Raw genomic sequence first — 25164 nt, forward strand, 5'->3', positions numbered from 1 at the left:
GGTGCGGATCCAAAACGGCGGACTCGCCTCCGCGGCCGGATAGTCACTTATGACCAGCGGTCGCGGCGGTGAAATCGATGGCGGCGATGGTGGCCCGGGCCAGCTGCTCGGGGTCGCCGTCGCCGATTTCCGAATCCGCCAGGGCCCCTTCACGCCACAGGGTGGCGAAGCCGTGCACCACCGACCAGGCCGCCAGTTCGGCGGCCGGGGCGGAGCTGGCCGCGACGCCGAGTCCGGCTATACCGGAACGTAATTCGGTACCGGAGTTGCGGCGGGCGGTGATCAGCCGCTCGTCGTCGGCGCGCACCAGATCGTGCCGGAACATGACGTCGAAATGTCCCGGATGGTTGCGGGCGAAGCGGATGTAGGCGACCGCGACCTCGCGGAAATCGCCGGTGGCGGCGCGCAGTTCGGCATCGAGGAGGTCGAAGCCCGCGATGGCGAGTTCGGTCAGCAGGCCCTGCCGGTTGCCGAAGTGGTGGGCGGGTGCGGCGTGCGAGACCCCGGCGCGCTGGGCCAGGGCTCGCAGCGATACCGAGTCGACGCCCTCGGCCGCGATCTGCTCGGCGGCCGCGTTCAGCAGCGTCGCTCGCAGGTCTCCGTGGTGGTACACGCTCTTGGTCATGCCTCGATGGTGGCCCAGAATCTAGACGTTGACAAGTTTCCTGGCCGGACCTAATCTGGCCACTGTCTAGATTGCTCGATCGCACAGGAGCCGCACTGATGGCACCGCTCATCGTTCTCATCGTCGTCACCGGGCTGGCACGGCTGGCCGGGTGGCTGCACGCCACCGACTGGCTGAACTCCTGGCCGCACGCCGCCCGCATCGGGCTGGCGGCCATGTTCACCCTCACCGCCTCCGCGCACTTCCTGTCGCCGCGCCGTGACGGCCTGATCGCCATGGTCCCGCCCCGGCTGCCGAACCCGACCGCTCTGGTGACCGCCACCGGCGTGCTCGAATTGGCCGGTGCCGCCGGGCTTCTCGTCCCCTGGGCCGCACCGCTGGCCGCCACCTGCCTGGCGCTGATGCTGATGCTGATGTTCCCCGCGAACATCCGGGCCGCGCGCGAGGATGTCGGCGTCAAGTCGATGCCGCTGCCCCTGCGCGCCGCGGTTCAGATGATGTTCGTCGGGGCCTGCGTACTGGCCGCGTTCTGAAGGCTATTTGATCGCGACGGGGCTGATCGGGGATCCGACGGCCCCCGGGATCTTCAGAACCGGTGCGCAGAGCAGGAATTCGTAGATCTGGTCCTCGGCGCAGTCCCGGCCGAGGGCTTCCAGGTCCCAGATCTCCCCGAGCGGCGTGCCCATATCGCGCAGTGCGATCATGTGCAGGGGCAGCAGCACCCCGTCCTCGGGCACCATCACCTCGACGGCCGGATTGTCCACCGCGACGGCCGCGATCTCGTTCTCGTGCAGCCACTGTGCGCAGCGCCAGCTCAGTCCGGGACTGCCCGCGAACCACTCCGAATGCTTGTGGGTTTCCAGAAACCTTGTCCACCAGCCGGTTCGGATCACCAGGATGTCGCCGCCCGCCAGCTCGACGTCCTGGGCATCCACCACAGCCTGGAGATCCTGCGGCGTGATGACCGTCCCGGCCGACAGCCGCTCGACCCCGAAATGTCTTGCGACATCCAGCAGTACGCCGCGGCCGATGATTCCGCCGCGATCGGCGAAGTGCTCGATCCCCAGCTTCGTCGCTCCGAAACTGGTGACGGCGGCGGCCGGGACGCCGTTGTAGAGCAGCCCGTCGTAGTACACGTGCGACAGCGCGTCCCACTGGGTGGCCGACTGCAACGGCATCATGATGTAGTCGTCGTTGAAGCGCATGGGACCGGCGGCGTACATTCCCGCGATCTGCGCTTCGGTGTGTCCGCCCCAGCCCTCGAGGTTCGCCGCGAAGTTCGCGTCGCCGCCGTCTACGGCCATGAGGTGGATGGGGTTGCGGCGGAAGCCGCTCGCGCCCTGCGGTCCGTAGGCGTCGAAAGGAATGCCGAGCGGGATGCTGCGCCCGGCCCGCGCGCAGGCGGCGCCGGCGGCGATTCGGGCGGGGGTGATCAGGTTCAGCGTGCCGAGCTGATCGTCCTCCCCCCAGCGGCCCCAGTTGCGTACCTTGTTCGCGACTTCGCGCCACTGATCGGTCACCGAAACGCCTCCACTTCGAATGCTGCATCGATCTTTACCCGCCCGCGCGCGGCCTGTCGAGAGCCGGTCCCGCCCGCTCTGGTTGGATGAATCCGGTGACCAGCGTTTCCTTCCGATTGATCCCCTCGCAGCGTTTCGATCGCGTGATGCCCGCGTGGGCCGAGCACTACCCGCAGTTCGACACCGTCGTCGGCTATTCGGACCTGGGTCACGCCTTCCTGATGAGCACCCGCACCGGCGAGTACGGCCTGCTCGACCCCTACAGCCCGGGCGTGAAGACCTACGGCCCGTTCACCGAGGTCGGCGAGTTCGTCACCGAGGTGCTCTTCGACCCGAGCGTCATCACCTATGTGCTGCAACCCGATCAGGTCACCAAGATCCGGCGGCTCATCGGCCCCCTGGCCGAGAACGAGGTCTACATCGCCACGCCCTACCCGTTCCTGGGCGGTTCCGAATCCCCGGAGTCGTATCAGCGAGGCGGTGTGTGGTCGTTCTTCGACCTGGTGGCGCAGGCCCAGGACTTCGACTGAGACCCCATTTGTCCGATTCGACAATCGGCATCTAGCGTGTGGAACGCCGTGGTGTACGGGAATTCCGGTGTCGAAACCGGAGCGGCCCTCGCCACTGTGATCGGGAAGTCGGCGCATCGTCCGGCCCGCAGCCAGCGGGCAGGCCACGGGATCAGTGATACCGGAAGGCCAGGTGCGTCGATGCTGGACCCGTCAGCCAGGAGACCGGCCACGGCAGCTTGACCCGTTTCCACGAGGTGCTGGAAGGCCGATCCGATAATGACCGTCACCGATACCGCCGTGCCCGTGCTGCGCTGGGAGCGCCGCGACTGGATTCGCACCGGCGGACTACTCGCCGCGATCGCCGTGCTGCATGTGATCGCCTTCGGCATCCTGCTCGCGCTGGTGATACCGCACCACTACACCGTCGGCACCCAGGTGTTCGGCCTGGGGCTGGGCATCACTGCGTACACGCTGGGCATGCGGCACGCCTTCGACGCGGACCATATCGCCGCCATCGACAACACCACCCGAAAGCTGATGGCCGACGGCAAGCGACCGGTATCGGTGGGTTTCTGGTTCGCGCTGGGACATTCGACGGTGGTGGTGCTGCTGGCCGCGGGCATCGCGGCGGGGGCCCGGCTGGCGACCACGCTGACCGATGACGATTCGGTGGTCCGCAAGGATCTGGGTCTGCTGGGCACGGTGGCGTCGGGGACCTTCCTGTATCTGATCGCCGCGCTGAATCTGGTTGCGCTCGCCGGGATCTGGCGGGTGTTCAAGGCCATGCGCCACGGCGAGTTCGACGAGCACGAGCTGGAGAAGCATCTCGACAGCCGCGGTTTCCTCAATCGGATGCTGGGGCGGTTGACGCGCTCGGTGACCCGGCCGGGCCAGATGTACCCGGTGGGCCTGCTGTTCGGAATCGGCTTCGACACCGCCACCGAGGTCACCCTGATGGTGATGGCCGGCTCCGGCGCGGCCGCCGGACTGCCCTGGTACGCCATCATCTGCCTGCCGCTGCTGTTCGCGGCGGGGATGAGCCTGTTCGACACGCTCGACGGCACCTTCATGAATTTCGCCTACCACTGGGCGTTCTCCAATCCGGTGCGCAAGGTGTACTACAACCTGACCATCACCGGTCTGTCGATCGCGGTGGCGTTCCTGATCGGCACCATCGAACTGGTGGGGATCCTGCACGACAAGCTCGACCTCAGTGATCCGATCACCGCGTGGATCGCCGGAATCGATTTGAACAACGTCGGTTTCGTGATCGTCGGGCTGTTCGTCGTGGTGTGGGCGGTCGCGCTCACCTACTGGCGTCTGGCGCGGGTCGAGGACCGGTGGGGCGCAGCAGGTTCGCGGTGAGGTCCGCCAGGCGGTGGGCGTCGCCGGGATCCAGTGTGGGTAGCGACAATTCGAGGTCGCGGCCGCGATCGACGGCACGCAGCGGCGCGGTGGACGAGTAGTCCACGAAGGCGTGCAGCGGCTCGATGGCGGCAGCAACCGGTTGGGCCGAGAGCCGGGCGAGGCCGCGAATCATCCAGCGGACCAGCGGCTTCAGCTGCGACAGGTCACCGCTGCGGGTGAATCCCGGGTGGTAGAGCACATACGGCACACCGCCGGATTCGGCGTACGCGACGCCCAGTAGGTCGTTGGCACGTCCGGCTTGCAACTGTGCGCGCACGGCGCTGTAACCGTCTGCCAGTTGCGGATCCGTCCAGTCGATCGCACCCTTGCGGACGCCGACGCCGCCGATGTTCACGATCACCGGGCGCTCGGCCCGCCGCAGCAGCGGGGTCAGCCGGTGCGACAGCAGGTATCGGCTCAGGTAGTAGAGCGCGAAGGTTCGTTCGAAACCGTCGATGGTCGTGACGCGGCGGGCGGAGACCCGGTTGGCGAACAGCAGCAGGGCGTCGACGGTGTCGTGCGCGGTCTCGATCTCAGCGATCACCCGTTCGTTCTCGCTGACCACGCTCAGGTCCGCGGGCAGGAAGTGCACCCGCGCGGCTCGCGCCAGCGCCTCGCCCTTCGCCGGATCGCTACCGAGCGCGATCACGGTGTCCCCCAGCGCCGCCCGGGCCAGCGAGAACGCTCGTCCCATGCCGTCGGTTCCGCCACTGATCACAATGGTCTTTGCCATCACACCTCCATCGCTCCGGTCGTCGGGTCTCATCGTCGGCGGCGGGCGGGCATCCCGAAAGAAGGCACTTTCATGTCCGGTACGTACACGCGTGTGCCCTCGATCGTGGCGACCGAGCTGCCGTCTCCGGTGCCGGTCGACGAGTACGCGCTCTGCCCGGTCACCGAGGTGCTGCAACGGATCGGGGACAAGTGGACGCTGCTGGTGCTGGCGCTGCTGGCCCGGCGGCCGTACCGGTACAACGAGTTACAGCGCGCGATCGAGGGAATCAGCCAGCGCATGCTCACCCGCACGCTGCGCGGGCTGGAAGCCGACGGCCTGGTGCGGCGCGAGGTGTTCCCGACGGTGCCGCCCGCCGTGGAGTACAGCCTGACCACGCGGGGTGAGAGCCTGCTGGATCCGCTGTCGGCGCTGGCGGATTGGGCGGTCGCGCACCGGAGCTCGTGAGCGTTCCGGTTCGGAGGTCGGTTTTCCGGTCCGGAAATGCTTGACCACCTGCCGTTCTCGTGGATATCCGCGCTGCGGTGCCGCGTGCCGGCCCCGCCGACTTCCTACCGTGCGAACGGTGAAGGTCGGCAAAAGGTGCGATGATGCTGCTCGGAGATCGTGACCGCTTCGCGATCGAGTACGAGCTCGATCCAGCGCCGGTCGGGGATGTGGAATCAGGGCACTGGATGTTCGGGCGCGTGCGATGGTGGTGCGGCGGGGAGCCGGTGGGCCGCTTCGAACCGGAAACCGCGCTCGGCGCTGTCGCGGCGACCGCCGACCGGGTGCTGCGTGCCGAGACCGCCCGCTACGCACCGGAATTGATGGCCTGCCCGGCGGAGTCGCTGGCGCGCTACGTCACCGACGCCCTCTTCGCCGAGGACGGCCGCTCCGACGGGCAGATCGCCGCGGACGGCGCGCGCTACTGGCCGTTCTTCGTGCGCCCGGGCCTGGATTCGTTCGATCCGTGGGACGTCCTGGTGGTCGAGGGCAGCGGTGAGGCGCGGCTGATCTGGGGTGTCGCGGGTCGCCGCGCGGTTCGCGAATGTCGTTTGGCCGCCGGTGAATTCGCCGGTGTGCTGCGAGAGTTTCTACGGGCAGTGAAGTGGGATGTGTGATGGCTGGAACGAAACCCGTCTCGACCTCGCGGGTGGCGCGGGTGTCCAAACTCGGGGCGGTGGTGGCCGCGCAGGCGGTGCGCAAGCGGCGTACCCGGCTGTCGATGATCGGACGTTCCGCCGAGGTGCGGGCCCGGCTGGAGGACGAGCAGGTGCTGGCGCTGGCCGAGCAGCTGGTCGGCGTGTTCGGCGAATTGAAGGGCCTGATCATGAAATTGGGGCAGCTGCTGTCGCTGCTCGACGTGGATCTGGTGCCGCCCGCCCAGCGTGAGGTGTTCCAGCGCAGGCTCGCAGTGCTTTTCGACAGTGCCACCGCGGTGGACTTCGCAGCCATGCGGCAGGTGGTGGAGGAGGATTTCGGAAAACCGCTGGGCGAGTTGTTCGCTGATTTCGATCCGGTGCCGGTGGCGGCGGCCTCGATCGGCCAGGTGTACCGGGCGGTGCTGGCCGACGGCACCGTGGTGGCGGTGAAGGTGCAGTACCCGGGCATCGATCGCGCGGTGCGTGCGGATCTGAGCAGTCTGGGCCTGCTGCGGGTGATGTTGCAGGGGGTGCTGCCCGGTTTCACCGTGGGCATCCTCGAGGAGCTGCGCACCAGTTTCGAGCAGGAGATCGACTACGCGACCGAGGCGCGCACCCAGCGGCACGTCGCCGAGCTGTACACCGATCATCCGTTCATCGCTGTGCCGCAGGCATTTCCGGAGCTGAGCAGTCGCCGGGTGCTGGTCACCGAGTTCGTGGCGGGGCAGGATTTCGACGCCATGCGCACGCTGCCGGACGCGGAGCGCGATCGCATCGGTGAGATCGTCTACCGGTTCTATGTCGGCTCGCTGTTCGAGTTCGCCGAGTTCTGCGGTGACCCGCATCCGGGCAATGTGCTGCTGGCTCCGGACGGCCGCGTGGTGTTCCTGGATTTCGGGCTCTACAAGCGAATGGCCCACGAGCACATCGCATTCGAGGCGGCGTGCCTGCGGGCGGCGGCCGAGGACCGGCTCGACGACCTGTACGGGTTGATGGTGGAGCGCGGCGTCATCACCGATCGCGCGGTGGTGACGCCGCAGGAGTGCTACAACTACGTGCTCTCGGCCGCGGAGTGGCGATTGGTCGACGAGAACCTGCCCATCACACCGGAATTGGCCTGTGGCGCGTTCCTGCACGCCATCGACCCGCAGCTCTCGGAGTTCGACGGCATGCGCGCGCAGCAGCTGCCGCCCGAGCATCTGTTCTCGCGGCGCGCCGACTTCTGGACCTGCGGCACGCTGGGCCAGTTGCACGCCACCGCGAACTGGCATCGGATCACCCGGGAGTGGATCTTCGATGCCGAGCCGGAGACGGAACTGGGCCGCCTGCACCGGGATTGGCTGCGCGAGCACCCGCGGGTGTAGCCGTCAGCGGGTGGCATCGGGTACCGGCAGGTCGCGCCAGACCCGGCGCTTCTTCCACCGCACCTGTACCTCGCGCACCAGCCGGATGGCGTCGATGTAGGACACCACCGCGTCCTGCGGTTCGGAGAATTCCGGCCACAGCGCGGTGATCCGCTCCAGCATCTCGGCCTGGCCGGGCCGTTCGCCGAGTTCGCGGAAGATGGCGAGGATCTGCTGCACCAGGTTGACCGCGCCCACGTAATCGCCTGTCTTGTAACGCATCAGGCCCAGGCCGAGGAACGCGTAGGCCTCACCGAGACGGTCGCCGATCTCGCGGAAGATGGCGGGGGCCTGCTCGGCCAGTTCGGCGGCTCCGGCGAGATCGCCGCGGGTGTAGCGCAGCAGACCCAGCGCGATGAAGGTGTAGGCCTGGCTGACCCGGTCGCCGATGTCGCGGAAGATGTCGAGGGCCGCTTCGGCGTAGGTGACGGCGTCGTCGTGGTCGCCGGTCGAATACCGCAGGATCGCCATGCCGCCCAGGGCGAATCCCTGTCCGAAGCGGTCGCCGATCTCGCGGTAGATGCCGAGGGCGCGCAGCACCAGTTCCTCGGTGACCACGGTGTCCTCGGCGGCGAAGCGCAGGCGGCCCAGGGTGCTCAGGGCATACGCCTCCCCCGCTCGGTCGCCGATCTCCTCGAAGATGTCGAGGGCGCGCCGCAGTCGCCCGACCGCGCCGGGCAGGTCACCGGCGGCGTATTCGAGCCGCCCCAGGCAGCACAGCGCGTAGGCCTCCCCGACCCGGTCGCCGATGGCCTCGAAGATTTCCAGCGCCTGTTTCAAAAGCTCTCTGGCACTGCGGTAGTCGCCGCCCGCGTAGCGCACCAGGCCGAGCATGATCAGCGTGTACCCGGTGCCCGCGCGGTCGCCGATCTCCCGGAACACCGCCAGCGCCTGCTCCATCTGGGCGGCGGAGGCGGCGTAGTCGCCGGTCGAATACCGCACCAGGCTCAGGTCGACGAGGGTGTAGGCCTGGCCGACCCGGTCGCCGATATCACGAAAGATGTCGAGCGCCTGCTCCATTCGATCACCGGCGCCGGGCAGGTCGCTGGTGGCGTGGCGCAGGAGGCCGAGTCTGCCGAGCGCGTAGGCCGCGCCGAGTCGGTCGCCGACCTCGCGGTAGCCGTCGAGGCCTTGGCGCAGTAGTTCTTCCGCGCCCGGATAGTCGCCGGTGGCGAAGCGCACCGAGGCGAGGTCGCCGAGTACGTGTGGGGTGCTGAAGCGGTCGCCGAGTTCGGCGTAGATGTCCTGGGCCTGGCCGAGAATGTCTGCGGCCCCGGGGTAGTCGCCGGTGGCGTAGCGGACCACGCCGAGTTCGTGGCGGGCGTAGCCCTCGCCGAAGCGGTCGCCGATCTCCTCGAACACCGACAGTGCCTGCCGGACCAGCTTGGCGGTGCCGGGGTAGTCGCCGGTCATGTAGCGGACGACGCCGAGACCGATCAGCGTGTACGCCTCCCCGCGCCGGTCGCCGAGCTGCTGGTAGATGGCCAGCGCCTGCCGCACCAGCTCCGCGGTGCCCGGATAGTCGCCGGTCGCGTAACCCAACCGGCCGAGGCTGCTCAGTGCGTGCGCCTCCCCGACCTGATCGCCGACCTGCTGATAGATGGCCAGCGCCTGCCGCACCAGGTCGGCGGTGCCGGGATAGTCGCCGGTGGCGTAGCGGACCATGCCGAGGTCGTTGAGGGCGTCGGCGGCGCCGACCTGATCGCCGCTGTGCTCGGCGATGGTGGCGGCGCGCCGGTGCAGGGTGATGGCCAGGGGCCAGGGGCCGTCCAGGCGCAGCAGTCCGGACAGGATGCTGGTCAGCCCGATCACCCGGGCCGACTGATGGTGTGCCGCCGCGTATTCCAGGCAGCCGAGCAGGTTGCCGCGTTCGGCGCGCAGCCAGTCCAGGGCCTCCACCCGATTCGAGAAGTGCGGTGCGCCAGCGGGTTCGGTGTCGGCGGAGGGCAGCGGGTGGCCGCCGCCCGCGAGCTGCCGGTCGGCGAGTTCGCCCAGGTGCTGATAGTGGTCGAGCAGGCGGTCGACCACGCGGCGGCCGTCGCCCGCATCGTCGGCGGCCAGTGCGAGGGCGTATTCGCGCAGCAGGTCGTGCATGCGGTAGCGGCCGCCCGCCGGTTCGTCGAGCAGGTGATCGGTGAACAGTGCGTCGAGTTCGCGGCGGGCGGTGGTCACCGAGATGTCGTCGAGGACGGCGGTGGCGTAGCGATCGATATCGGGGCCGGGGTGCAGGCTCAGGCGGCGGAACAGGCGCTGCCGTTCCGGCGGCAGGTCCCGGTAGGACATGGTGAAGGCGGCGTATACGGCGCGCTCTCCGGCCTCCAGTTCGCCCAGGCGGTCTTGTGCCGCAACCAGATCCGCCGCCATGCGGTCGATGGTCCAGGTGGTGCGGTGGGCGAGCCGGGCGGCCAGCAGCACGATGGCCAGCGGCAGATAGCCGCACAGCGCGACGATGGCGGCGACGGCGGCGTGTTCGCCGGGGCCGGGTCGTCGCCGGGCCAGCGTGCAGAACAGGTCGGCGGCCTTGTCCGGCTCGAGGGTCTCCAGCGCGAAGGGTTGCGAGCCGTCCAGTGCCACCAGGCGACGGCGGCTGGTGATCAGGGTCAGGCAGTCCGGTCCGTTCGGCAGCAGCGGTTCGACCTGGGCGTGGTCGTGGGCGTCGTCGAGGACCAGCAGGATTCGCTTGCCCGCCAGCTGATCTCGCCACAGGTTGCGTCGATTCTCCAGGGAGTCCGGGATATTGCGCGGATCCACCCCGAGATCGGTGAGCAGTCCGGCCAGGACGTCGGCGGGTTTGGCGGTGGTGTGCCCGGCGGTGTGGGCGTGCAGGCTGACGAAGAAGCGGCCGTCGGGGAACTGGTCGGCCAGTCGGTGCGCGGCCCGGGTCGCCAAGGCGGTCTTGCCGATTCCGGGCATGCCGTCGATGGTGTGGATGGACACCACCCGTTCCGCGCCCGCGACCGCGAGCAGCCGCTGGAGTTCGTCGTCGCGGCCGATGAGGGTGTCCACGTCGCGCGGCAGAGTGTCGGTCAGCTTGGCTCGCGGCGGCAGTGTCTCGTGCGAGGCGGGTGCGGGCGGCGCCGCTGGACCGCCACCGGCCCCGGACTCCAGCACCGCCGCCCGCCAGAGCCGTTGCCATGCGGCGAGATTCAACAGTCCGGGTGCGACGGTGTCCTTGCGCGGATGCGCCAGGTAGATCAGCGACGCCAGCACCGGTTCCAGCGAAGCGAAACGGGCGGGCACATTCTTGCCGGAACGCCAATCACTGATGCGCTGAATGGTCGGCAGCCCGCGAGTGCCGCGAAAACGCGCCCTGGTGGTGCGCACGACATGGTCGAGGGTGGGATTTCCCGCCACCTCGAACAGTTCGGAAAGCCGTTGCGCGAACAACTCTCGCGCCGAACCCGGACCTGAATCAGCACCCGCGAGGGACGAACCTACCACCAGCACAGGTTAGCCCGGTGACCTGTACACGGCACCAGTTGCCATATTCCGGTGTCTCGCAGGGGCAGTGGTGCGATCGGGAAAGCGAATGAGGGAAAGAGGGGTTCTCATTCTGCGGTTTTCCTGGTGCGAAACAACATTCGACGAATATCGCGACCGGGCTTTCGGTTCAGTCCGTTGCTACCGGCACGAGGTGGTCGAAAACTCCTGTGCGGACGAGTTCCTCGACGGCTGCGATATCGGGTGCCAGGTGGCGGTCGGGTCCGGGTCCGGGCACCCGCTGCCGCACCACGTCCCGGGCCGCGGCGGTCACGGGTGCCGGAGCCAGTGGCGCGCGGAAGTCCAGAGCCCTTGCGGCGGTGAGCAGTTCGATGGACAGCACGGTGGTCAGGCCGTCCACCGCACGCCGCAGTTTTCGGGCGGCCGCCCAGCCCATGGATACGTGGTCCTCCTGCATGGCGCTCGACGGAATGGAATCCACCGAGGCGGGGACCGCGCAGCGCTTGAGCTCCGAGACCACTCCGGCCTGGGTGTACTGGGCGATCATGTATCCCGAGTCCACGCCGGGGTCGGCGGCCAGGAACGCGGGCAGGCCGTGCGAGCGGTGCACGTCGAGCATGCGGTCGGTGCGGCGTTCGGCGATGCTCGCCACGTCCGCGATCGCGATGGCCAGGAAGTCCAGTACGTAACCGACGGGCGCACCGTGGAAGTTGCCGTTGGATTCCACCCGGCCGTCGGCCAGCACCACGGGATTGTCGATGGCGGCGGCCAATTCGCGTTCGGCCACCGTGGTTGCGTGCGTCAGCGTGTCGCGGGCCGCGCCGTGCACCTGCGGGGCGCAGCGCAGCGAGTAGGCGTCCTGCACGCGCGGGCAGTCGTCGCCGCGGTGGCTGGCCACGATCGCCGACCCGGCCAGCGCCGCCCGCATCCGCGCCGCGGACCGCGCCTGGCCGGGATGCGGTCGCAGAGCCTGCAATTCGGCGGCGAAGACCCGGTCGGTGCCCAGCTGCGCCTCCACGCTCATGGCGGCGGTCAGGTCGGCGAGGTCGAAGAGGCGATGCAGGTCGGCGATGGCCAGCACCAGCATGCCGAGCATGCCGTCGGTCCCGTTGGTGAGCGCGAGCCCCTCCTTCTCGGCGAGAACCAGCGGGGTGAGGCCAAGTTCGCGCAGGGCCGGGCCGATCGGGCGGGGACCGTCGTCGCCGTGCACCGAACCCTCGCCCATCAGGGCCAGCGCCACCGCCGCCAGCGGGGCCAGATCGCCGGAGCAACCGAGCGAACCGTATTCGGGCACAACGGGAATCAGCCCGCTGTCGAGCAAAGCCGCCAGCGCCCGCGCGGTCTCCGGGCGCACGCCGGTGTGACCGGACATCAGAGTGCGCAGCCGCAGCAGCATCATGGCGCGCACCACCTCGGCCTCCACCGCAGCGCCCGCACCAGCGGCATGCGACCGAATCAGTGACCGCTGCAAGTCGATTCGCCGCTCCGGCGGAATATGGCGCAGGGCGAGCGCACCGAACCCGGTGGACACCCCGTAGACCGGGCGGTCACTGTGCGCCAGCTCGTCGATGTGGTGGCGAACCTCCGCCAGTCGCTCGAGCCCGGCAGCGGACAACTCCACCCGCGCACCCGCCCGAGCCACCGCCACCACCTGCGTCAAACTCAACGCCTCCGCACCCACAACGACCGCTTCGATATCACTTCTGGTCATGTGCTCCATTCCAGCGCCCCGGACCGGCGACGCGGGTACGCCACGCGGAGAGCGCGGTTCGAGCCGGACCCGGACATGCGAAACCGTAGGCCTATCGCGGGTAGCCGACGAGTTCCGCGGTGGTCTTGTGGACGCAGACGGCGAGCAGCGCGCCCGGCACCGCACGCAAGGGCGTGTTCGAGCATTTCTGTCCGGGGTGGGCGATGGGCTGCGAACCCAGCAATCGCCCGTCTGCGCGGCTCCACGCCTGCAAGACTTGGCCGGCCGAGTAGCTCGTCTCGATGATCTGATCGGGGAGGAAGAGATCATGGCCGGGGTCTTTGCCCCAGCCCTCCATGCCCACCAGTGTGTATTTCTCGGCACCGGTTTCGGTGTCCAGGACCGCGAACCGGTCCGGACTGCTGCCGTCGTGGGTCCAGTAGTCGCTGATCACGACGTCGGGACCAGCCGGGTCGGCGGCGATGATCTGGCGTGACCGCCTATCGAGTGGGGTGGCCGTGGCGAGCTGGGCGGGTGTGCGCAGCAGGATGGTGCCGCTGCCTTGCCGGTTGTCGAAGGACCAGGTCACGAGCACGGAGTTGGTGAGGGCTTCGAGGTGGGCGAAGGGGTCGTAGCGGTCGGTGGTGGGATGGCGATCGAGTTCACGGCTGGCGACGATGGCTCCGGAGTGAGCATCGAGGACAGTGAGGGTGACCCAGCCCGAGGTGTCGTCGGAGCAGGCGGCGAGGCGGTAGATCGCGGTGTCGGTGACGACGGTCTCGACGCGGTGGCTGCGCGCATCGGAGTCGGTGATGGCGGTGGACCAGCGCCGCGCACCGGTGCGCGCGTCGTAGCCCCTAATCCGGTTGTCGTCGACCAGGATCAGCGGCACCGCGGCGCGCCATGGCCCGGGCACGCCGAGCGCCGGGCGTAGTGCCGGTTCGGCGGCCTGTGTGTAGTCACGGGTGAAATCGGTTTTCTGCCACAGTATTTCGCCGGTGACCGCATCGAAAGCGGTCCATCCCAATGTCGCCCATTCGGCGAGCACGACCGCGCCGCCGTCGAGGGGCCGCAGGGATCCGGCCTGGTAGAGCAGTCCGTGGTTGCCGCGATCCTTGGTGTGGGTGCGCAGGTAGTGCCAGCGCGGTGCGCCGGTGACGCCGTCGTAGGCAGTGATGCCCTCGGGAGAGGACAGGATGAATCCGGTTCCGGCGGCGACCAGGTCGGCGATATCGGCCGCCCCGCTATTGGTTTCGGTGGCCGGAATGGCGAATCGATACTTCTCGGGTCCCAAACCGCTCGGCAGAGCCGGGACCGCGACCCGGGTGGCCGTGATGTGATCGACGTGCAGACCGTCGTCACCGGCCCGCACCGCCACCACGACCGTGCCCGCCGACAGCGCTACCCCCGCGGCCGCCGCGACGGCGACCGCCCGGCGGGGAAGCTGCCGGATCCGGTTGGGAGCCTTCAGGGTTGGCATCAGCAGGATCGCACCAGCAAAGATCAGCGTGCCCGCACCCAACGCCGCCGGAAGCTGCACCGACAGCGGATATTCCAGTCTGAGCTTGTCCCAGACTTCGTCGGCATGGTCGCCGAGCACGAGCGCCGGCCACACCACCACCGTCGCCACCACCGCAGCGGCACACCAGAATCCGTACCCGCGGTAGCTCGTCCAGCCCCGCGCGATCCGTAGCACCGCGAACCCCAGCGCGATCAGCACGGCGGTACCGAGCCCCACGGCGGTCACGGCGAGCAGGCTCGGCAGACCCGCGATGTCGATACCCCACGAATCACTGCTGAAGAAGGTGGGATGGCCGAGCCTCTCGGAACTCGCCGAGGTCGTGGAGGCGAACCAGCGGCTGTAGACCGCGAACCCGACGCCCACCACAACCGCCACCGCGCCGATCACCCCAGCGACCGCCCCGCCAACCGCCCTCCACCCCAACCTATCCGAGCTGTCGACGATCTCCCCCACCCCATGCCCTCCCCACTTGACGTGCGCCGTCAGCCTAACCGACCGCGTTCGCGAGGCAGCATGGAGAATCCGACCGATCGGGCAGAGAAGGGGTGGCTCAGTATGTGCCAATGTAGTGATCGGGAGCCGTTTCGACGCTGGACGAGTGACGATCAGCAACGGGCTCGACAAGAACAGACTCGAGTTCGGCATTCCATCGGCCGACTATCGACCTCATCCACTGCTCGCGTTACGAAGCGGCTGACCAGAGACTTTGCTCAGCGCCACCTTGATGAGGTCCGCCGTGCGGCGCGGCTGGGCGATGAATGCCATGTGGGAGCCGTCGACCTCCTCGGTGCTTGCGCCCATCCGCTCGGCCATGAAGCGCTGTGCCTGAGGGGAGAGGGCGTTGTCGTGCCGGGCGATCTGATACCAGGACGGGATGGACTTCCAACCGGCACCCGTGGCCTGCTCAGCGAATGCCGCTGCCGCGATCGGCCTTTGGGCGAGGCTCATGGCCAGGGCCAGCTCGGCGGGAAGGTCGGCACACATCGACGCGTGGAAGCCGTCCGCGTCGAGGTACATGTCCGGGCCGCCCGCGGCGCCGTGCGCCTCGTAGGAGGTCAGCCGTATGGTCTCGGCCAGCATCGAGGGCGGGAAGGGGGCAATGGCGTCGGCGCAGCTTTCGCTCTCGTCGAGGCCGAACGCGGCGAGGTAGACCAGACCCGCCACGTTGTCGAGGTCGGCGGCGGCCTGCGTGATCACGGCACCGCCGTACGAGTGCCCCACCAGCAGGACGGGGCCGTGGATGTCACCGGCGACCGCGCGGACCGCCGCCGCATCACCGGCCAGACCCCGCAAGGGATTCGGCGCCGCGACGACGCGGTGCCCGGCGGCCGTCAGCTCGCGGATCACCCCCGTGAACCCGGAGGCGTCGGCAAAAGCTCCGTGCACCAGGACCACCACGGGCGCGCCCGACTCGGTCGGCTGGACGGTTTCGGACATGATTGGACTCCTTGGTACGAAAGCTATTTCGCTGCTGATGTGAACGGGATCGTTGAGGAGACGCCGTCGCGGGAAGCGATGTCGCGCACGCCATCGATCTTCGTGCGGATTCGGGTGGGGCGTCCAAGACCGGCTGGGTGCGCGGCGATACCGCACGGGTATCGGTCGTGGTCAGCGCCGGATACGATGACGCGGTGGAGACACGGGAGCTGCGCTATTTCGTCGCCGTCGCGGAGGAGTTGCACTTCGGGCGGGCGGCGCAGCGGCTCGCCATGGCGCAACCACCGCTCTCTCGGGCGATCCAGCAGCTCGAACGGCGGCTCGGAGTGGTTCTGCTGCACCGCACTGCGCGCGAAGTCGCCTTGACCGACGCCGGGTCGGTGCTGCTGCGGGAGGCCCGGGCCGCACTCGACGCGGTCGAAGCCGCCGAGCGCCGCACCCGCCGCGCAGCTGCCGAGCGGCCCGGTGTGGTGCTGGCCACGAAAGCCGGAGCGGCCGGCGAACTGTTGTCGAAGCTGCTGGACGCCTACGCCGCCGAGCCCGGCGCGGTCGCCGTCGAGGTGATGCTGTGCGGGCCCGGCGAGCAGGAAAAGTTGCTACGCGACGGGCGCGCCGACGTTGCTCTGCTCCAGCGGCCCTTCGACACGACGGCCGGACTGGACACCGAGGACCTGCACACCGAACCGCAGGTCGTGGTCCTACCCGCTGGGCACCCCTCAGCCACCCGACCTCATATGTCGATAGCCGAGGTCAACGCCCTGACGGATCTGCCCTTGCCGCGCTGGCCCCGACGGGACGGTGGCTATCCGGACGGACCTGGCCCGCAGGTGCGCGACCACACCCAGCTGTTCCAGCTGATCGCGCTCGGACGGGCCTGCGCGGTCGTGCCCGAGTCCCTCCGAGCCCACCTGCGCGAGGATCACGCGACAGTGCCGGTGCCGGACGCACCGGCTGTCACGACCGTCATCGCCTGGCCGCCACACAGCAGATCCAAAGCCGTCGCCGACCTCGTCCGCACCGCGACACGCCTCTGATGCCTGCGCCTCAAAGGCACAGGACGCCAGCGACTGCCGCTGCTCAGGGCGAAATCGGCTTCGATTACCAGCCGACCTCGACGACGGCCTACTGGAGGTCGCGGGCCGTGATGGACGGCCGAGATGCACTTCGACACAGCACATCTGGTCGGCACCGAGGCTATCGAGGCTTCTTCGTCAAGATCGACGCACATCAACGGCAACGAGTTCTAGTTGCGGGTGGCTGTACCGCACCTGGGGTCGATCACCGTCGACTGCAACGATCCGACCGAGTTGGCGGCCTTTTAAGCTGAGCAAGTGCCGAATTCTGCTCGACCCGGCCGGGCATCCTTTCTGCTTATGCCTGCCACCGGGCGCCCTCGGCACGCGTGGGTTTGCCGCGGCGGGTGGAGGCGAGGGGTTCGGCGATGTCCTCGAGTGAGCGGCCCTCAGCGTCCACTGCCAGAAAGTAGGCGACCAGGCCGCCGCCGATCATGACGGCCGCGCCGAGTAGGTAGCCCAGGAACAGGCGCACCGGGTGTTCGCCGTCGCCGATGAGTGCGCCGTAGATGACCGGGCCGAGGGCGCCGAAACCCTGTGCGATGGCGAAGAATACGGCGATGGCCTTGGCTCGCACCTCCAGCGGGAAGATCTCGCTCACCGTCAGGTAGGCCGAGCTCGCGCCCGCCGAGGCGAAGAAGAAGATGACGCACCAGCAGATGGTCTGGGTGATGGCGTTGAGCCAGCCGGCGTAGAACAGCACCGCCGAGATCGACAGCAGCACACCGGAGAGGATGTAGGTGCCGGAGATCATCCGGCGGCGGCCGATGGTGTCGAAGAGGTGCCCGATGGCGAAGGGCCCCACCAGGTTTCCGACCGCGAACGCGATCAGGTAGATGGGTGTCGAGGACGACGGCACCCCGTAGAACTTGCCCAGCACCAGCGTGTAGGTGAAGAAGATGGCGTTGTAGAGGAACGACTGGCTGATCATCAGGCTGGCGCCCAGGATCGCCCGCTGCGGGTATTCGCGGAACAGCACCCGGGTCAGCGCGAGATAGCCGATGCGGTCGGCGGGCCGGATCTCGATGGCCTTCGACTCGTCCACCGGCGGCAGCGTCACCCCGGTCGCCGCCACCTCACGTTCGATCTCGCTGATCGACTCCTCGGCGTCGTGCGCGCGGCCGTGCATGATCTGCCAGCGCGGGCTCTCCGGCAGATTGCGGCGCACCAGCAGGATCACCAGGCCCAGCACCGGACCGATCAGGAAGCCCAGCCGCCAGCCCAGCGACAGGCTCATATGGTTGAGCAGGATGAAGGTGCCCAGCGTGCCGATGATCGCACCGGCCCAATAGGTTCCGTTCACCGCGATGTCGACGCGGCCGCGGAAGCGGGCCGGAATCAGTTCGTCGATGGCGGAATTGATGGCCGCGTACTCGCCGCCGATACCCATGCCCGCGATGAACCGGGTGGCGTAGAGGAACGCCACCCAGCCCGCGCCGTTGCCCAGGGTGGCCGCGGTGAGCCCACTGCCGACCAGGTAGACGCCCAGCGTGACCAGGAACAGTTTGCGGCGCCCGAGCCGATCGGAGAGGTTGCCGAACAGCAGCGCCCCGAACACCTCACCGACCAGGTAGACGGTCGCCACCAGTCCGACCGCCGTCGAAGACATGTGCAGCGTCTCGGGTTTGGTCAAGGTGTCGGCGACCGAACTGGCCACGGTGATCTCGAGCCCGTCGAGAATCCACGCCACCCCCAGCGCCACCACCATGCGGGTGTGGAAACTGGACCACGGCAATCGGTCGATGCGGGCGGGCACCAAGGTCCGCACCACGCCACCCTTGTCGAGTACCTCCGCCATCACGACTCCCGAGTCCGTTTACGCGCGTACTACGTCTACCCGCCGACGTTCCGGCCAAACAGTAGAGCAGGCCGCGGATATGCCAGGCGAACTGCGAGAATACGGGTGCGGCGGAATTGGTGCGGTACTTCGCGAAGGCGATGGCTAGCATCGGCGTTCGTGCGTTCAGTTTCCGGGGGAAGTTTCCAAGTCAGACTGATCGCCCTCATAGCGGGGGTGCTCGGTGTCGTGTTAGCGGTGATAACACCGCTTTTGCCGGTTCGGCAGGATCGAGCGAGCCTGGATTGGCCACAGGCACAGGCAGTTCAGGTCACCGCGCCGCTGGTGGACTACGTGCCGCTCAGCTTGGACGCGAGTGTGCCGTGCACCGCCCTGCGGGATATGGCCAGCGGCACCGTGTTGTCCACCGTGCCCACACAGGCCCCGGGCGCCGCGGCCCAGGCCTTGGTCGCCAAGGTCGAAGACACCCCGGGAACCGGTCGCACCCTGTCGGTCATGCTGCGCGGCACCCCACTCCTCACCGCTTCGATCTTCCAAATCACCGGTGTCGGAACAGCATCCGAGCCTGCGGACGGATCCGCTTCGGGCGGCACTCCACCTACCAGCACCCCGTCCGGAACCACCACCGAACCAACACCTGGCGCGAATCCATCAGCAGGACAACCTCCTACGTCGGGTATCAGTCCGTCGCCGGGGTCGACACCGCAGCAAGGTTCGCCGGGGCAGCCGGGCGCTACTCCCCCGCCGGGCGCTACTCCCCCACCCGGGTCAACTCCCCCGCCAGGCTCGACACCCCCACCCGGCTCGACGCCGCCAGCTGATGCGCCTCGGCCGCCTGCGAATGGTGCTCAGCCGGACCTGAATACGGCTATCGGTCCCGGCTCCGGGATCGCGAAGACTCCGAATCTGGCACCGGCGGGCGGGTGCACGGCGCTGGTCGTGCATTCCACCGCGACTGCCACCACTGTGGAGTTGACGGGTCTGAAGCGGCCGGACGGCAGCGCATTTCGCACGACTGTCGACAAGGATGTGCGGCCGCAGGTGGTCGGCGTCTACACCGATCTCGATCGCGCCAAGCTCGGTGACGCGCATCTGCACGCGGCGATCGACTCGCGCTTCTCGTCGACTCCGAGCGCGCTGAAGCTGGCCGCCATCGCGGGCGCGGTGCTGTGCACTCTGGTGGCGCTGTCCTGCCTGTATCTCATCGATTCCGGGGACGGGCGGCGTTCGCGCCGGTTCCTGCCCGCCCGCTGGTGGCGGTTCACGGCTACCGACGCGCTGGTGCTGGTCACCATGGCGTTCTGGCATGTGTTCGGGGCCAACACTTCTGATGACGGCTACATCCTCACCATGGCGCGGGTGTCGCGGCATGCCGGGTACACCGCCAACTACTACCGCTGGTTCGGGGTGGCGGAAGCTCCGTTCGGCTGGCCGTACGAGGTGCTGGCGCAGATGACCCGGATCGCCGACTCCGGAGTCTGGATGCGGCTACCCGCGCTGCTGGCCGGACTGCTGTGCTGGTGGGTGATCAGCCGGGAGGTGCTGCCGCGCCTGGGTTCCCGGGTGCGGGCGAGCACAGTGGCGCGCTGGACCGCGGCGCTGGCTTTCCTGGCCATGTGGCTGCCGTACAACAACGGCCTGCGCCCGGAACCACTGATCGCGCTGGGCGCACTGCTGACCTGGTGCTCGATCGAACGCGCGATCGCCACCCGGCGACTGCTCCCCGCCGCTGTCGCGGTGCTGATCGCGGCCCTCTCGCTGGCGGCCGGACCCTCCGGATTGATCTGTCTGGCAGCACTTTTCGCCGGTTCGCGGCGCGTGCTCCAGACGCTGGTCACCCGCACCCGCACCGAATCCGCCGGGCAGGCTCGCCGGGTACTCGGCTACTGCGCCCGCATCGCGCCGGTCGCGGCGGCCGGAACCCTGGTGCTGGTCGTGGTTTTCGCCGATCAAACCCTGGCGTCGGTCCTCGAAGCCACGCGCGTGCGCAAGCTGGTCGGGCCGAACTATTCATGGCCGGACGAGCCGGTGCGCTGGGCGGCGCTGCTGCACGTGACCCCGGACGGGTCGCTGAGCCGCCGCTTCGGTGTCCTCGCCATGCTGCTGTGCCTGGCCGTCTGCGTCCTGATCGCATTGCGCAAGGGCGGGCGCATCCCCGAGACCGCGCGCGGCCCGGTCACCCGGCTGCTGGCCATGGTGGCGATGTCGCAGGTGTTGATGGCGTTCACTCCGACCAAGTGGACCCACCACTTCGGCGTGTACGCCGGATTGGCCGCAGCGCTGGCGGCGGTGGCCACGGTCGCGGTGAGCCGCATCGGGATTCGCGCCCGGCACTATCGGACACTGTTCGCGGCAGGGGTGCTGGCGCTGGTGGCGTACTGCTTCACCGGATCCAACGGCTGGTGGTACGTCTCCGGCTACGGCGTCGCCTGGCCGAACCTCGCGCCGACGGTGGGCGGCGTGCAGGTGTCCACGGCCCTGTTCGGCCTGGCGTGCGTGTGCCTGGTCGTCGCGGCCTGGCAGTACTTCCGCGAGCCGTACTGCGTCGGAAATGCCTCGGCAACAGGCTCTTTCGAGCGATTCGCGGTGCGTCCACTCACCGTGGCAGCCGCGGCGCTGGTCGTGTTCGAGGTGGCGACGCTGGGTATCGCGGCATATTCGCAGTACCCGGCCTACTCGGTCGGACTGTCGAATCTGCGGGCACTACAGGGCAAGCCGTGTGCGATGGCCGACGACGTGCTGGTCGAAACCGACACCGCCGACTCCCTGCTCACGCCGTACACCGGCACGGCTGCCGACGGATTGTCCACTGACGCTTCCGGTTTCACCTCGAACGGCGTCGGCGACCTGACCCCCGAAGGTCCGGGCGGTCCCGGCGGCGGCAGCGGTGGCGGGCGCAAACAGCCCGGACCGCCGCCGGGTGGGGCGGCCGACAAGCCCAAGCCGGAGGCTGGAATCAACGGCAGCACAGTCGCACTGCCGTTCGGCCTGGATCCGAAACGCACGCCCGTGCTGGGCAGTTACGCCACCGGTCCCGCGCAGTCCGCGCATCTGACCACGCAGTGGTATCGCCTGGATGCCGCCGCGCGACAGGATTCCGCGCATCAGGTACTGGTGTTGACCGTGGCCGGTCGAATCGCCGGTGAAGCGGACGGCCACCGGGTGGACGGAGCGCAGTTGCGGCTGGAGTTCGCGCATCGCGCCGACGACGGCACCGTCACTCCGCTGGGCGGATTGGTGCCGCCGGGCCTCGGCGGCGCTCCGGGCTGGCGGAACCTGCCGGTCGCCCTGGATCGAATCCCGGCGCAGGCCAATGCGATTCGACTCGTCGCCGCCACCGACGATCCGACCGGCCAGCAGTGGCTGGCCGTCGTCCCGCCGCGACTGCCGAAGCTGTCCACCCTGAACACCGTGGTCGGCCGCGACACCCCGGTGCTCACGGATTTCCATGTGGGCCTGGCGTTCCCGTGTCAGCACCCCTTCGATCACCAGGATGGGGTGGCGCAGGTGCCGGGCTGGCGGATCCAGCCCGACAAGCTCAATGCCCAGGTGGCGCAGACCTGGCAGGGCGAGGACGGGGGCGGGCCGCTGGGCTGGGCCGACCTGACGCTGCGTTCACAGGCCGTTCCGGCGTACCTCGATCACGACTGGACTCGTGACTGGGGCGAGTTGGACCGGCTCACACCGTACGTGGACGCACCGGCCGCGACGCTCGACGTGCAGGTCGAAAACCGTTGGGGTTGGTCGAAAGACGCGCCCATCCGGGTCGATCCGTCGGCCGGGCAGCAACCCTGACACCAGGGACCTCCTGAACGAAAACTGATGCCGCCCTCCGCGATCGCGGAGGGCGGCATCAGTTTTGTGTACTTCGAATTTCGTGTACTTCGAATTTCGTGTGCTTCGTACTATCGATCAGTTCTGCGGAGCCTGACCGCCCGCGGGCTGATCACCCGGCGGCGGTCCCTGCCCGTCGGCGGGCGGCTGACCGGGAGGCTGCTGCCCCGCGGGCAGCGGCTTGCCGATGTGCTGCGCCAGGTCGGGCAGCATCCGGTTGGCGACCTGTTCCCAGTTGCCCCAGTTGTGCACGCCGATGCTCGGGAAGTCGTAGGTGACATTGTCGTAGCCCAGGGTCTGCAACCGCGACTGGAAGGCCTTGGTATTGGCCAGCGCGATGCCTTCCAGGGGCATGCCCTGGATCACCGCGTCCGCCGAGGACAGGTCCTGCTGCGCCGGGATCGCGCTGCCCGCCGCGATGTAGAGCCGGGTGTTGTTGGCGATCAGCTGTGGTGCGAAACCGTAGGGGTCCATGCGCGCCCACTTCGCGCTGCCCGCGGCCGCCATCGAATCGATGTTGTAGCCACCGGCGGCCAACAGTGCGGCGCGCAGCGCCTCCCGCATGCCCGGCGCGGACATGTACAGGTAGCCCGAAAGCGAACCGGCATAGTCGAACTGGTCGGGATGGTAGGCCGCCATCAGCAGTGCGGCGCTGCCACCGCTGGACAGCCCGAAGATGCCGTTGCGGGAATCGCTGAAGCCCAGGCGATCTCGCAGCGCGTCGCGCAGGTCCCGGGTGAGGAACGATTCCCACTGGTAGGTGTAGGTCTTGCCGGAGGTCTCGTCCCAGCCCGCCACCGCGGAGCCGGAGTCCCGGCTCGGGAACAGCGAGGCGTCGGGGTTGACGCCCGCGAAGCTGCTCGGGGCGTCCCAGTCCGCGTAGAAGCTGGACTCGCCGCCGACCGGCATCACCACATTGATATTGAACTTGGCCAGTGCCGCCGGGATGGCGGAGTGGATCTCCCAGCCGTTGTAGTCGTTCTGGGCGCGCTCGCCGTCGAGCAGGTAGACCACCCGATCGGTATTGCCGTCCGCCGCCCGCACGATCCGGGATTTGACCGACCCCATGCTGGAGTCCACATAGAAGTCGAACGCGGACGGATTCGTATCCGCCGCAACGGGTCCGGCCGCTACCACCGACACCCCGAACGGCAGCAATGCGACCACGGCTCCGATGACTCCGCGCTTGGCCCATCCACCCCGGGATCTGTGTCGGCGCTCCTGCGCCCCTCGCACAGCCACGCCACCCATATCCTGTTATGCCCTTCCGTTGTGCGGCCCACCGGGCCGCTTCCCCACGCGTTCCCCCGCCTGAATCGCGTACCCGCGCGACGGTTCGCCGTGCAGCATATCCGCTGCCGAATCGTGGGTCGCCTCGAATCCGGGAGGCTCGGGGCGGAAGCGCTACAAATCCGTGGCGACCGGAATGCCTTGCGGGGCCGCGACGCCGAAGACCACGCTGCGACCGCGGGCGTCGAGTTTACCGTCGCCCCAGCTCGCGCTGCCGTAGGCGTCGACATCGATGGCGTAGTCGCCCGCGGGCAGATCTTCGGGCAGCCGCAGCGAGGTGCCCGCGCGGCCGTCGATGAGTTCGAGGTAGGCGCGCTGCGGCTGCGGGGTGAACGTCACCAGGAACAGGCGCGCGTACTCGAACTTCTTGTGCGCGGCCGGGTCCGCGAGCCGCCAGGCGACATCCAGGGACCGCCGGTCGGCGTCGGTGAATTCGACGCCGACCCACAGTGCCAGCTCACCGGTGATCCCCGAACGAAACCTCACGGCTACCTCCTCGAAGGGCCGAACCGCTCGCGCCTCGAACGGCGCGGCTCAGCAGGCATGTTGCGTCTCGCAATCCAGGCTGGCACGCCCGGAGCCGCTAGGCAACGCACCTCGCCGGAGCAGCGTCCGCCGCGAGGGGCAGGCCGGGGATTTTTCAGGCCGCGTCGAGGGTGACGACGACGGTCACCTTGCTGCCGTCACGATTGGTGACGGCGTGGCCGGTGCGGTCAACTCCGTTGAGGCGCAGGGTGATCGGGCCGCCCGCGCCCAGGAAGTTGCGCCACCAGCTCTTCTTGTCCGGCATGGCGACCCCGATGAGGATCTTGTCGCCGGAGCGTCGGTAGCCGACAGGGGTGGTGAACGTCTTGCCGGACTTGCGGCCGACGTAGGTGATCTCGACCAGTCCACGACCCACGATCGGGCCGATGACGGGCAGCTTGGTCAATGCGACGATGCCGCTGTTGACCCCGCCCACAATGTCTTTCAGCGCCATGCGCGTACTCCTCCCAGGTGACCGATCGGTCTACCGAGCACGCTAGCACCGTGCGCCGAACCCGGCCCGGGGCGGCGGCCAGCGCCGCCCCGGGCGGCGGGCTACGGAAGGAACAACCTGCCCAGGAGGTTGTTCACTGCCCAAATCAGATGACCGATGAAATGCGGAATCACTTACTTCCTCCTTCGCGAGAATGCGTTGCAGATCAACTCGATTCGCCTGCGGCCCGTATTTCGAACCGACAAGCATGGTGATGACATATTTGTTGCCGCCGACCGGAAAGATGGAAACCGTGCCGAATTTTTCATCGACGCCCCTGCACCGAGTCGTCCCGCGCTCATACGCCATGGCGATGCCGTCCCCGCCACGGCATCGTCAAAGCACATGACCGCGGTGAGGTCGATCCCGGAGGATGATCCGCGAATCCCTCCCGGGCTCTGCCGTCAACGAGTGAAGCGCATGCCGTGAGCTGGGACAAGCCGGGAAACTGACCCTAAATGGGGTCTGTGTTGCCCGCGTCATAGCGCGCCCGGGACCGGTATGGCCGGATCCGGACCACCGGTCAGGCTGGGAGGTAGGGCCGGACCACACCGACGCAGAGGTGCAGGAGGTCTCGGCGGGCCGACAGGAATGCCCGCTGCCCCAGCACCTCCCGGGTCAACCCGAGCCGTTTGCGATGGAATTCGATGTAATCGCCCAGCGACGGCACCGGCAGCACCAACTCATGCGTAGACACGCGCACCCACCAAGAACCTTCCGAACAACCCATCAGCAAC

The 25164-nt window shown here is 68.4% G+C and carries 20 protein-coding genes, 1 pseudogene and 1 riboswitch; of the genes and pseudogenes, 9 read left to right on the forward strand and 12 right to left on the reverse strand.

Annotation, left to right across the window (positions count from 1 at the left end; translation table 11 throughout):
* Window positions 1-43: 43 nt before the first annotated feature.
* Entirely contained in the window at window positions 44-625 is a 582-nt protein-coding gene (locus OG300_RS22080) for a TetR/AcrR family transcriptional regulator (RefSeq protein ID WP_405484475.1), read from the reverse strand.
* Window positions 626-723: 98 nt separating this feature from the next.
* On the opposite strand from OG300_RS22080, the gene OG300_RS22085 reads away from it, so the two are divergent.
* Complete coding sequence (locus OG300_RS22085; RefSeq protein ID WP_405484477.1) at window positions 724-1158, forward strand: DoxX family protein; 435 nt, start codon at window positions 724-726, stop codon at window positions 1156-1158.
* A gap of 3 nt (window positions 1159-1161) precedes the next feature.
* Here the strand turns inward: OG300_RS22085 and OG300_RS22090 are convergent, their stop codons facing one another.
* Window positions 1162-2145, reverse strand: a complete 984-nt coding sequence (locus OG300_RS22090) for a cyclase family protein (protein WP_405484479.1) — start codon at window positions 2143-2145, stop codon at window positions 1162-1164.
* Window positions 2146-2240: 95 nt separating this feature from the next.
* Between OG300_RS22090 and OG300_RS22095 the strand changes: the two genes are divergently transcribed.
* Together OG300_RS22095 and OG300_RS22100 are read left to right on the forward strand one after the other, a co-directional pair.
* Entirely contained in the window at window positions 2241-2675 is a 435-nt protein-coding gene (locus OG300_RS22095; protein ID WP_405484481.1) for a T6SS immunity protein Tdi1 domain-containing protein, read from the forward strand.
* Between the two features lie 32 nt (window positions 2676-2707).
* A riboswitch (cobalamin riboswitch) is annotated at window positions 2708-2903 on the forward strand.
* 30 nt (window positions 2904-2933) lie between these two features.
* Window positions 2934-4022: a HoxN/HupN/NixA family nickel/cobalt transporter gene (locus OG300_RS22100; RefSeq protein ID WP_405484483.1), complete on the forward strand. Its 1089-nt coding sequence runs from the start codon at window positions 2934-2936 to the stop codon at window positions 4020-4022.
* Here the strand turns inward: OG300_RS22100 and OG300_RS22105 are convergent.
* Window positions 3964-4797 carry an SDR family NAD(P)-dependent oxidoreductase gene (locus OG300_RS22105; RefSeq protein WP_405484485.1) on the reverse strand — a complete coding sequence of 278 codons (834 nt, stop codon included), beginning with the start codon at window positions 4795-4797 and terminating at the stop codon, window positions 3964-3966. The genes OG300_RS22100 and OG300_RS22105 overlap by 59 nt on opposite strands.
* Before the next feature lie 72 nt (window positions 4798-4869).
* Between OG300_RS22105 and OG300_RS22110 the strand changes: the two genes are divergently transcribed.
* The 3 genes from OG300_RS22110 to OG300_RS22120 all read left to right on the forward strand — a co-directional run bounded on the left by OG300_RS22110 (window position 4870) and on the right by OG300_RS22120 (window position 7285).
* The gene (locus OG300_RS22110) at window positions 4870-5244 is read left to right on the forward strand and encodes a winged helix-turn-helix transcriptional regulator (protein ID WP_405484487.1); all 375 of its coding nucleotides are present in this window, start codon (window positions 4870-4872) and stop codon (window positions 5242-5244) included.
* A 140-nt stretch (window positions 5245-5384) separates the two neighbouring features.
* On the forward strand, window positions 5385-5900 hold the full coding sequence (locus OG300_RS22115) for an Imm42 family immunity protein (protein WP_405484489.1): 516 nt from the start codon (window positions 5385-5387) through the stop codon (window positions 5898-5900).
* Window positions 5900-7285, forward strand: coding sequence for an ABC1 kinase family protein (locus OG300_RS22120; protein WP_405484491.1), 1386 nt, complete (start codon window positions 5900-5902; stop codon window positions 7283-7285). Before OG300_RS22115 ends, OG300_RS22120 begins: the two co-directional genes overlap by 1 nt.
* A 3-nt stretch (window positions 7286-7288) precedes the next feature.
* On the opposite strand, the gene OG300_RS22125 is transcribed toward OG300_RS22120, so the two are convergent.
* From OG300_RS22125 to OG300_RS22140, 4 genes are all read right to left on the reverse strand, one after another.
* Window positions 7289-10765: a tetratricopeptide repeat protein gene (locus OG300_RS22125; RefSeq protein ID WP_405484493.1), complete on the reverse strand. Its 3477-nt coding sequence runs from the start codon at window positions 10763-10765 to the stop codon at window positions 7289-7291.
* Window positions 10766-10934: 169 nt separating this feature from the next.
* A complete protein-coding gene (gene hutH / locus OG300_RS22130) occupies window positions 10935-12476 on the reverse strand; it encodes a histidine ammonia-lyase (protein ID WP_405484495.1) in 1542 nt (513 codons plus the stop codon).
* A gap of 91 nt (window positions 12477-12567) precedes the next feature.
* Window positions 12568-14352, reverse strand: coding sequence for a PQQ-binding-like beta-propeller repeat protein (locus OG300_RS22135; RefSeq protein ID WP_405484497.1), 1785 nt, complete (start codon window positions 14350-14352; stop codon window positions 12568-12570).
* A 291-nt stretch (window positions 14353-14643) separates the two neighbouring features.
* Window positions 14644-15414 carry an alpha/beta fold hydrolase gene (locus OG300_RS22140; RefSeq protein ID WP_405484499.1) on the reverse strand — a complete coding sequence of 257 codons (771 nt, stop codon included), beginning with the start codon at window positions 15412-15414 and terminating at the stop codon, window positions 14644-14646.
* A 194-nt stretch (window positions 15415-15608) separates the two neighbouring features.
* Here OG300_RS22140 and OG300_RS22145 point away from each other — a divergent pair, with 194 nt between their 5' ends.
* Complete coding sequence (locus OG300_RS22145; protein WP_405484501.1) at window positions 15609-16448, forward strand: LysR family transcriptional regulator; 840 nt, start codon at window positions 15609-15611, stop codon at window positions 16446-16448.
* Window positions 16449-16785: 337 nt separating this feature from the next.
* Here OG300_RS22145 and OG300_RS22150 read toward each other — a convergent pair whose 3' ends face one another.
* The gene (locus tag OG300_RS22150; protein ID WP_405484503.1) at window positions 16786-18285 is read right to left on the reverse strand and encodes an MFS transporter; all 1500 of its coding nucleotides are present in this window, start codon (window positions 18283-18285) and stop codon (window positions 16786-16788) included.
* A 237-nt stretch (window positions 18286-18522) separates the two neighbouring features.
* On the opposite strand from OG300_RS22150, the pseudogene OG300_RS22155 reads away from it, so the two are divergent.
* Together OG300_RS22155 and OG300_RS22160 are read left to right on the forward strand one after the other, a co-directional pair.
* Window positions 18523-18771 (forward strand): annotated as a pseudogene (locus OG300_RS22155) (indolylacetylinositol arabinosyltransferase); the annotation flags it as partial.
* A 453-nt stretch (window positions 18772-19224) separates the two neighbouring features.
* A complete protein-coding gene (locus OG300_RS22160; RefSeq protein ID WP_405498630.1) occupies window positions 19225-22080 on the forward strand; it encodes an arabinosyltransferase domain-containing protein in 2856 nt (951 codons plus the stop codon).
* A 117-nt stretch (window positions 22081-22197) separates the two neighbouring features.
* On the opposite strand, the gene OG300_RS22165 is transcribed toward OG300_RS22160, so the two are convergent.
* From OG300_RS22165 to OG300_RS22180, 4 genes are all read right to left on the reverse strand, one after another.
* Complete coding sequence (locus tag OG300_RS22165) at window positions 22198-23370, reverse strand: alpha/beta hydrolase (protein ID WP_405484505.1); 1173 nt, start codon at window positions 23368-23370, stop codon at window positions 22198-22200.
* 153 nt (window positions 23371-23523) lie between these two features.
* Window positions 23524-23895 carry a hypothetical protein gene (locus OG300_RS22170; protein WP_405484507.1) on the reverse strand — a complete coding sequence of 124 codons (372 nt, stop codon included), beginning with the start codon at window positions 23893-23895 and terminating at the stop codon, window positions 23524-23526.
* 154 nt (window positions 23896-24049) lie between these two features.
* The gene (locus OG300_RS22175; protein WP_405484509.1) at window positions 24050-24388 is read right to left on the reverse strand and encodes a nitroreductase/quinone reductase family protein; all 339 of its coding nucleotides are present in this window, start codon (window positions 24386-24388) and stop codon (window positions 24050-24052) included.
* Window positions 24389-24950: 562 nt separating this feature from the next.
* Window positions 24951-25124, reverse strand: coding sequence for a hypothetical protein (locus OG300_RS22180; protein WP_405484511.1), 174 nt, complete (start codon window positions 25122-25124; stop codon window positions 24951-24953).
* Window positions 25125-25164: the final 40 nt, after the last annotated feature.

The sequence above is a fragment of the Nocardia sp. NBC_00511 genome (assembly GCF_045161165.1).
Classification (GTDB): domain Bacteria; phylum Actinomycetota; class Actinomycetes; order Mycobacteriales; family Mycobacteriaceae; genus Nocardia.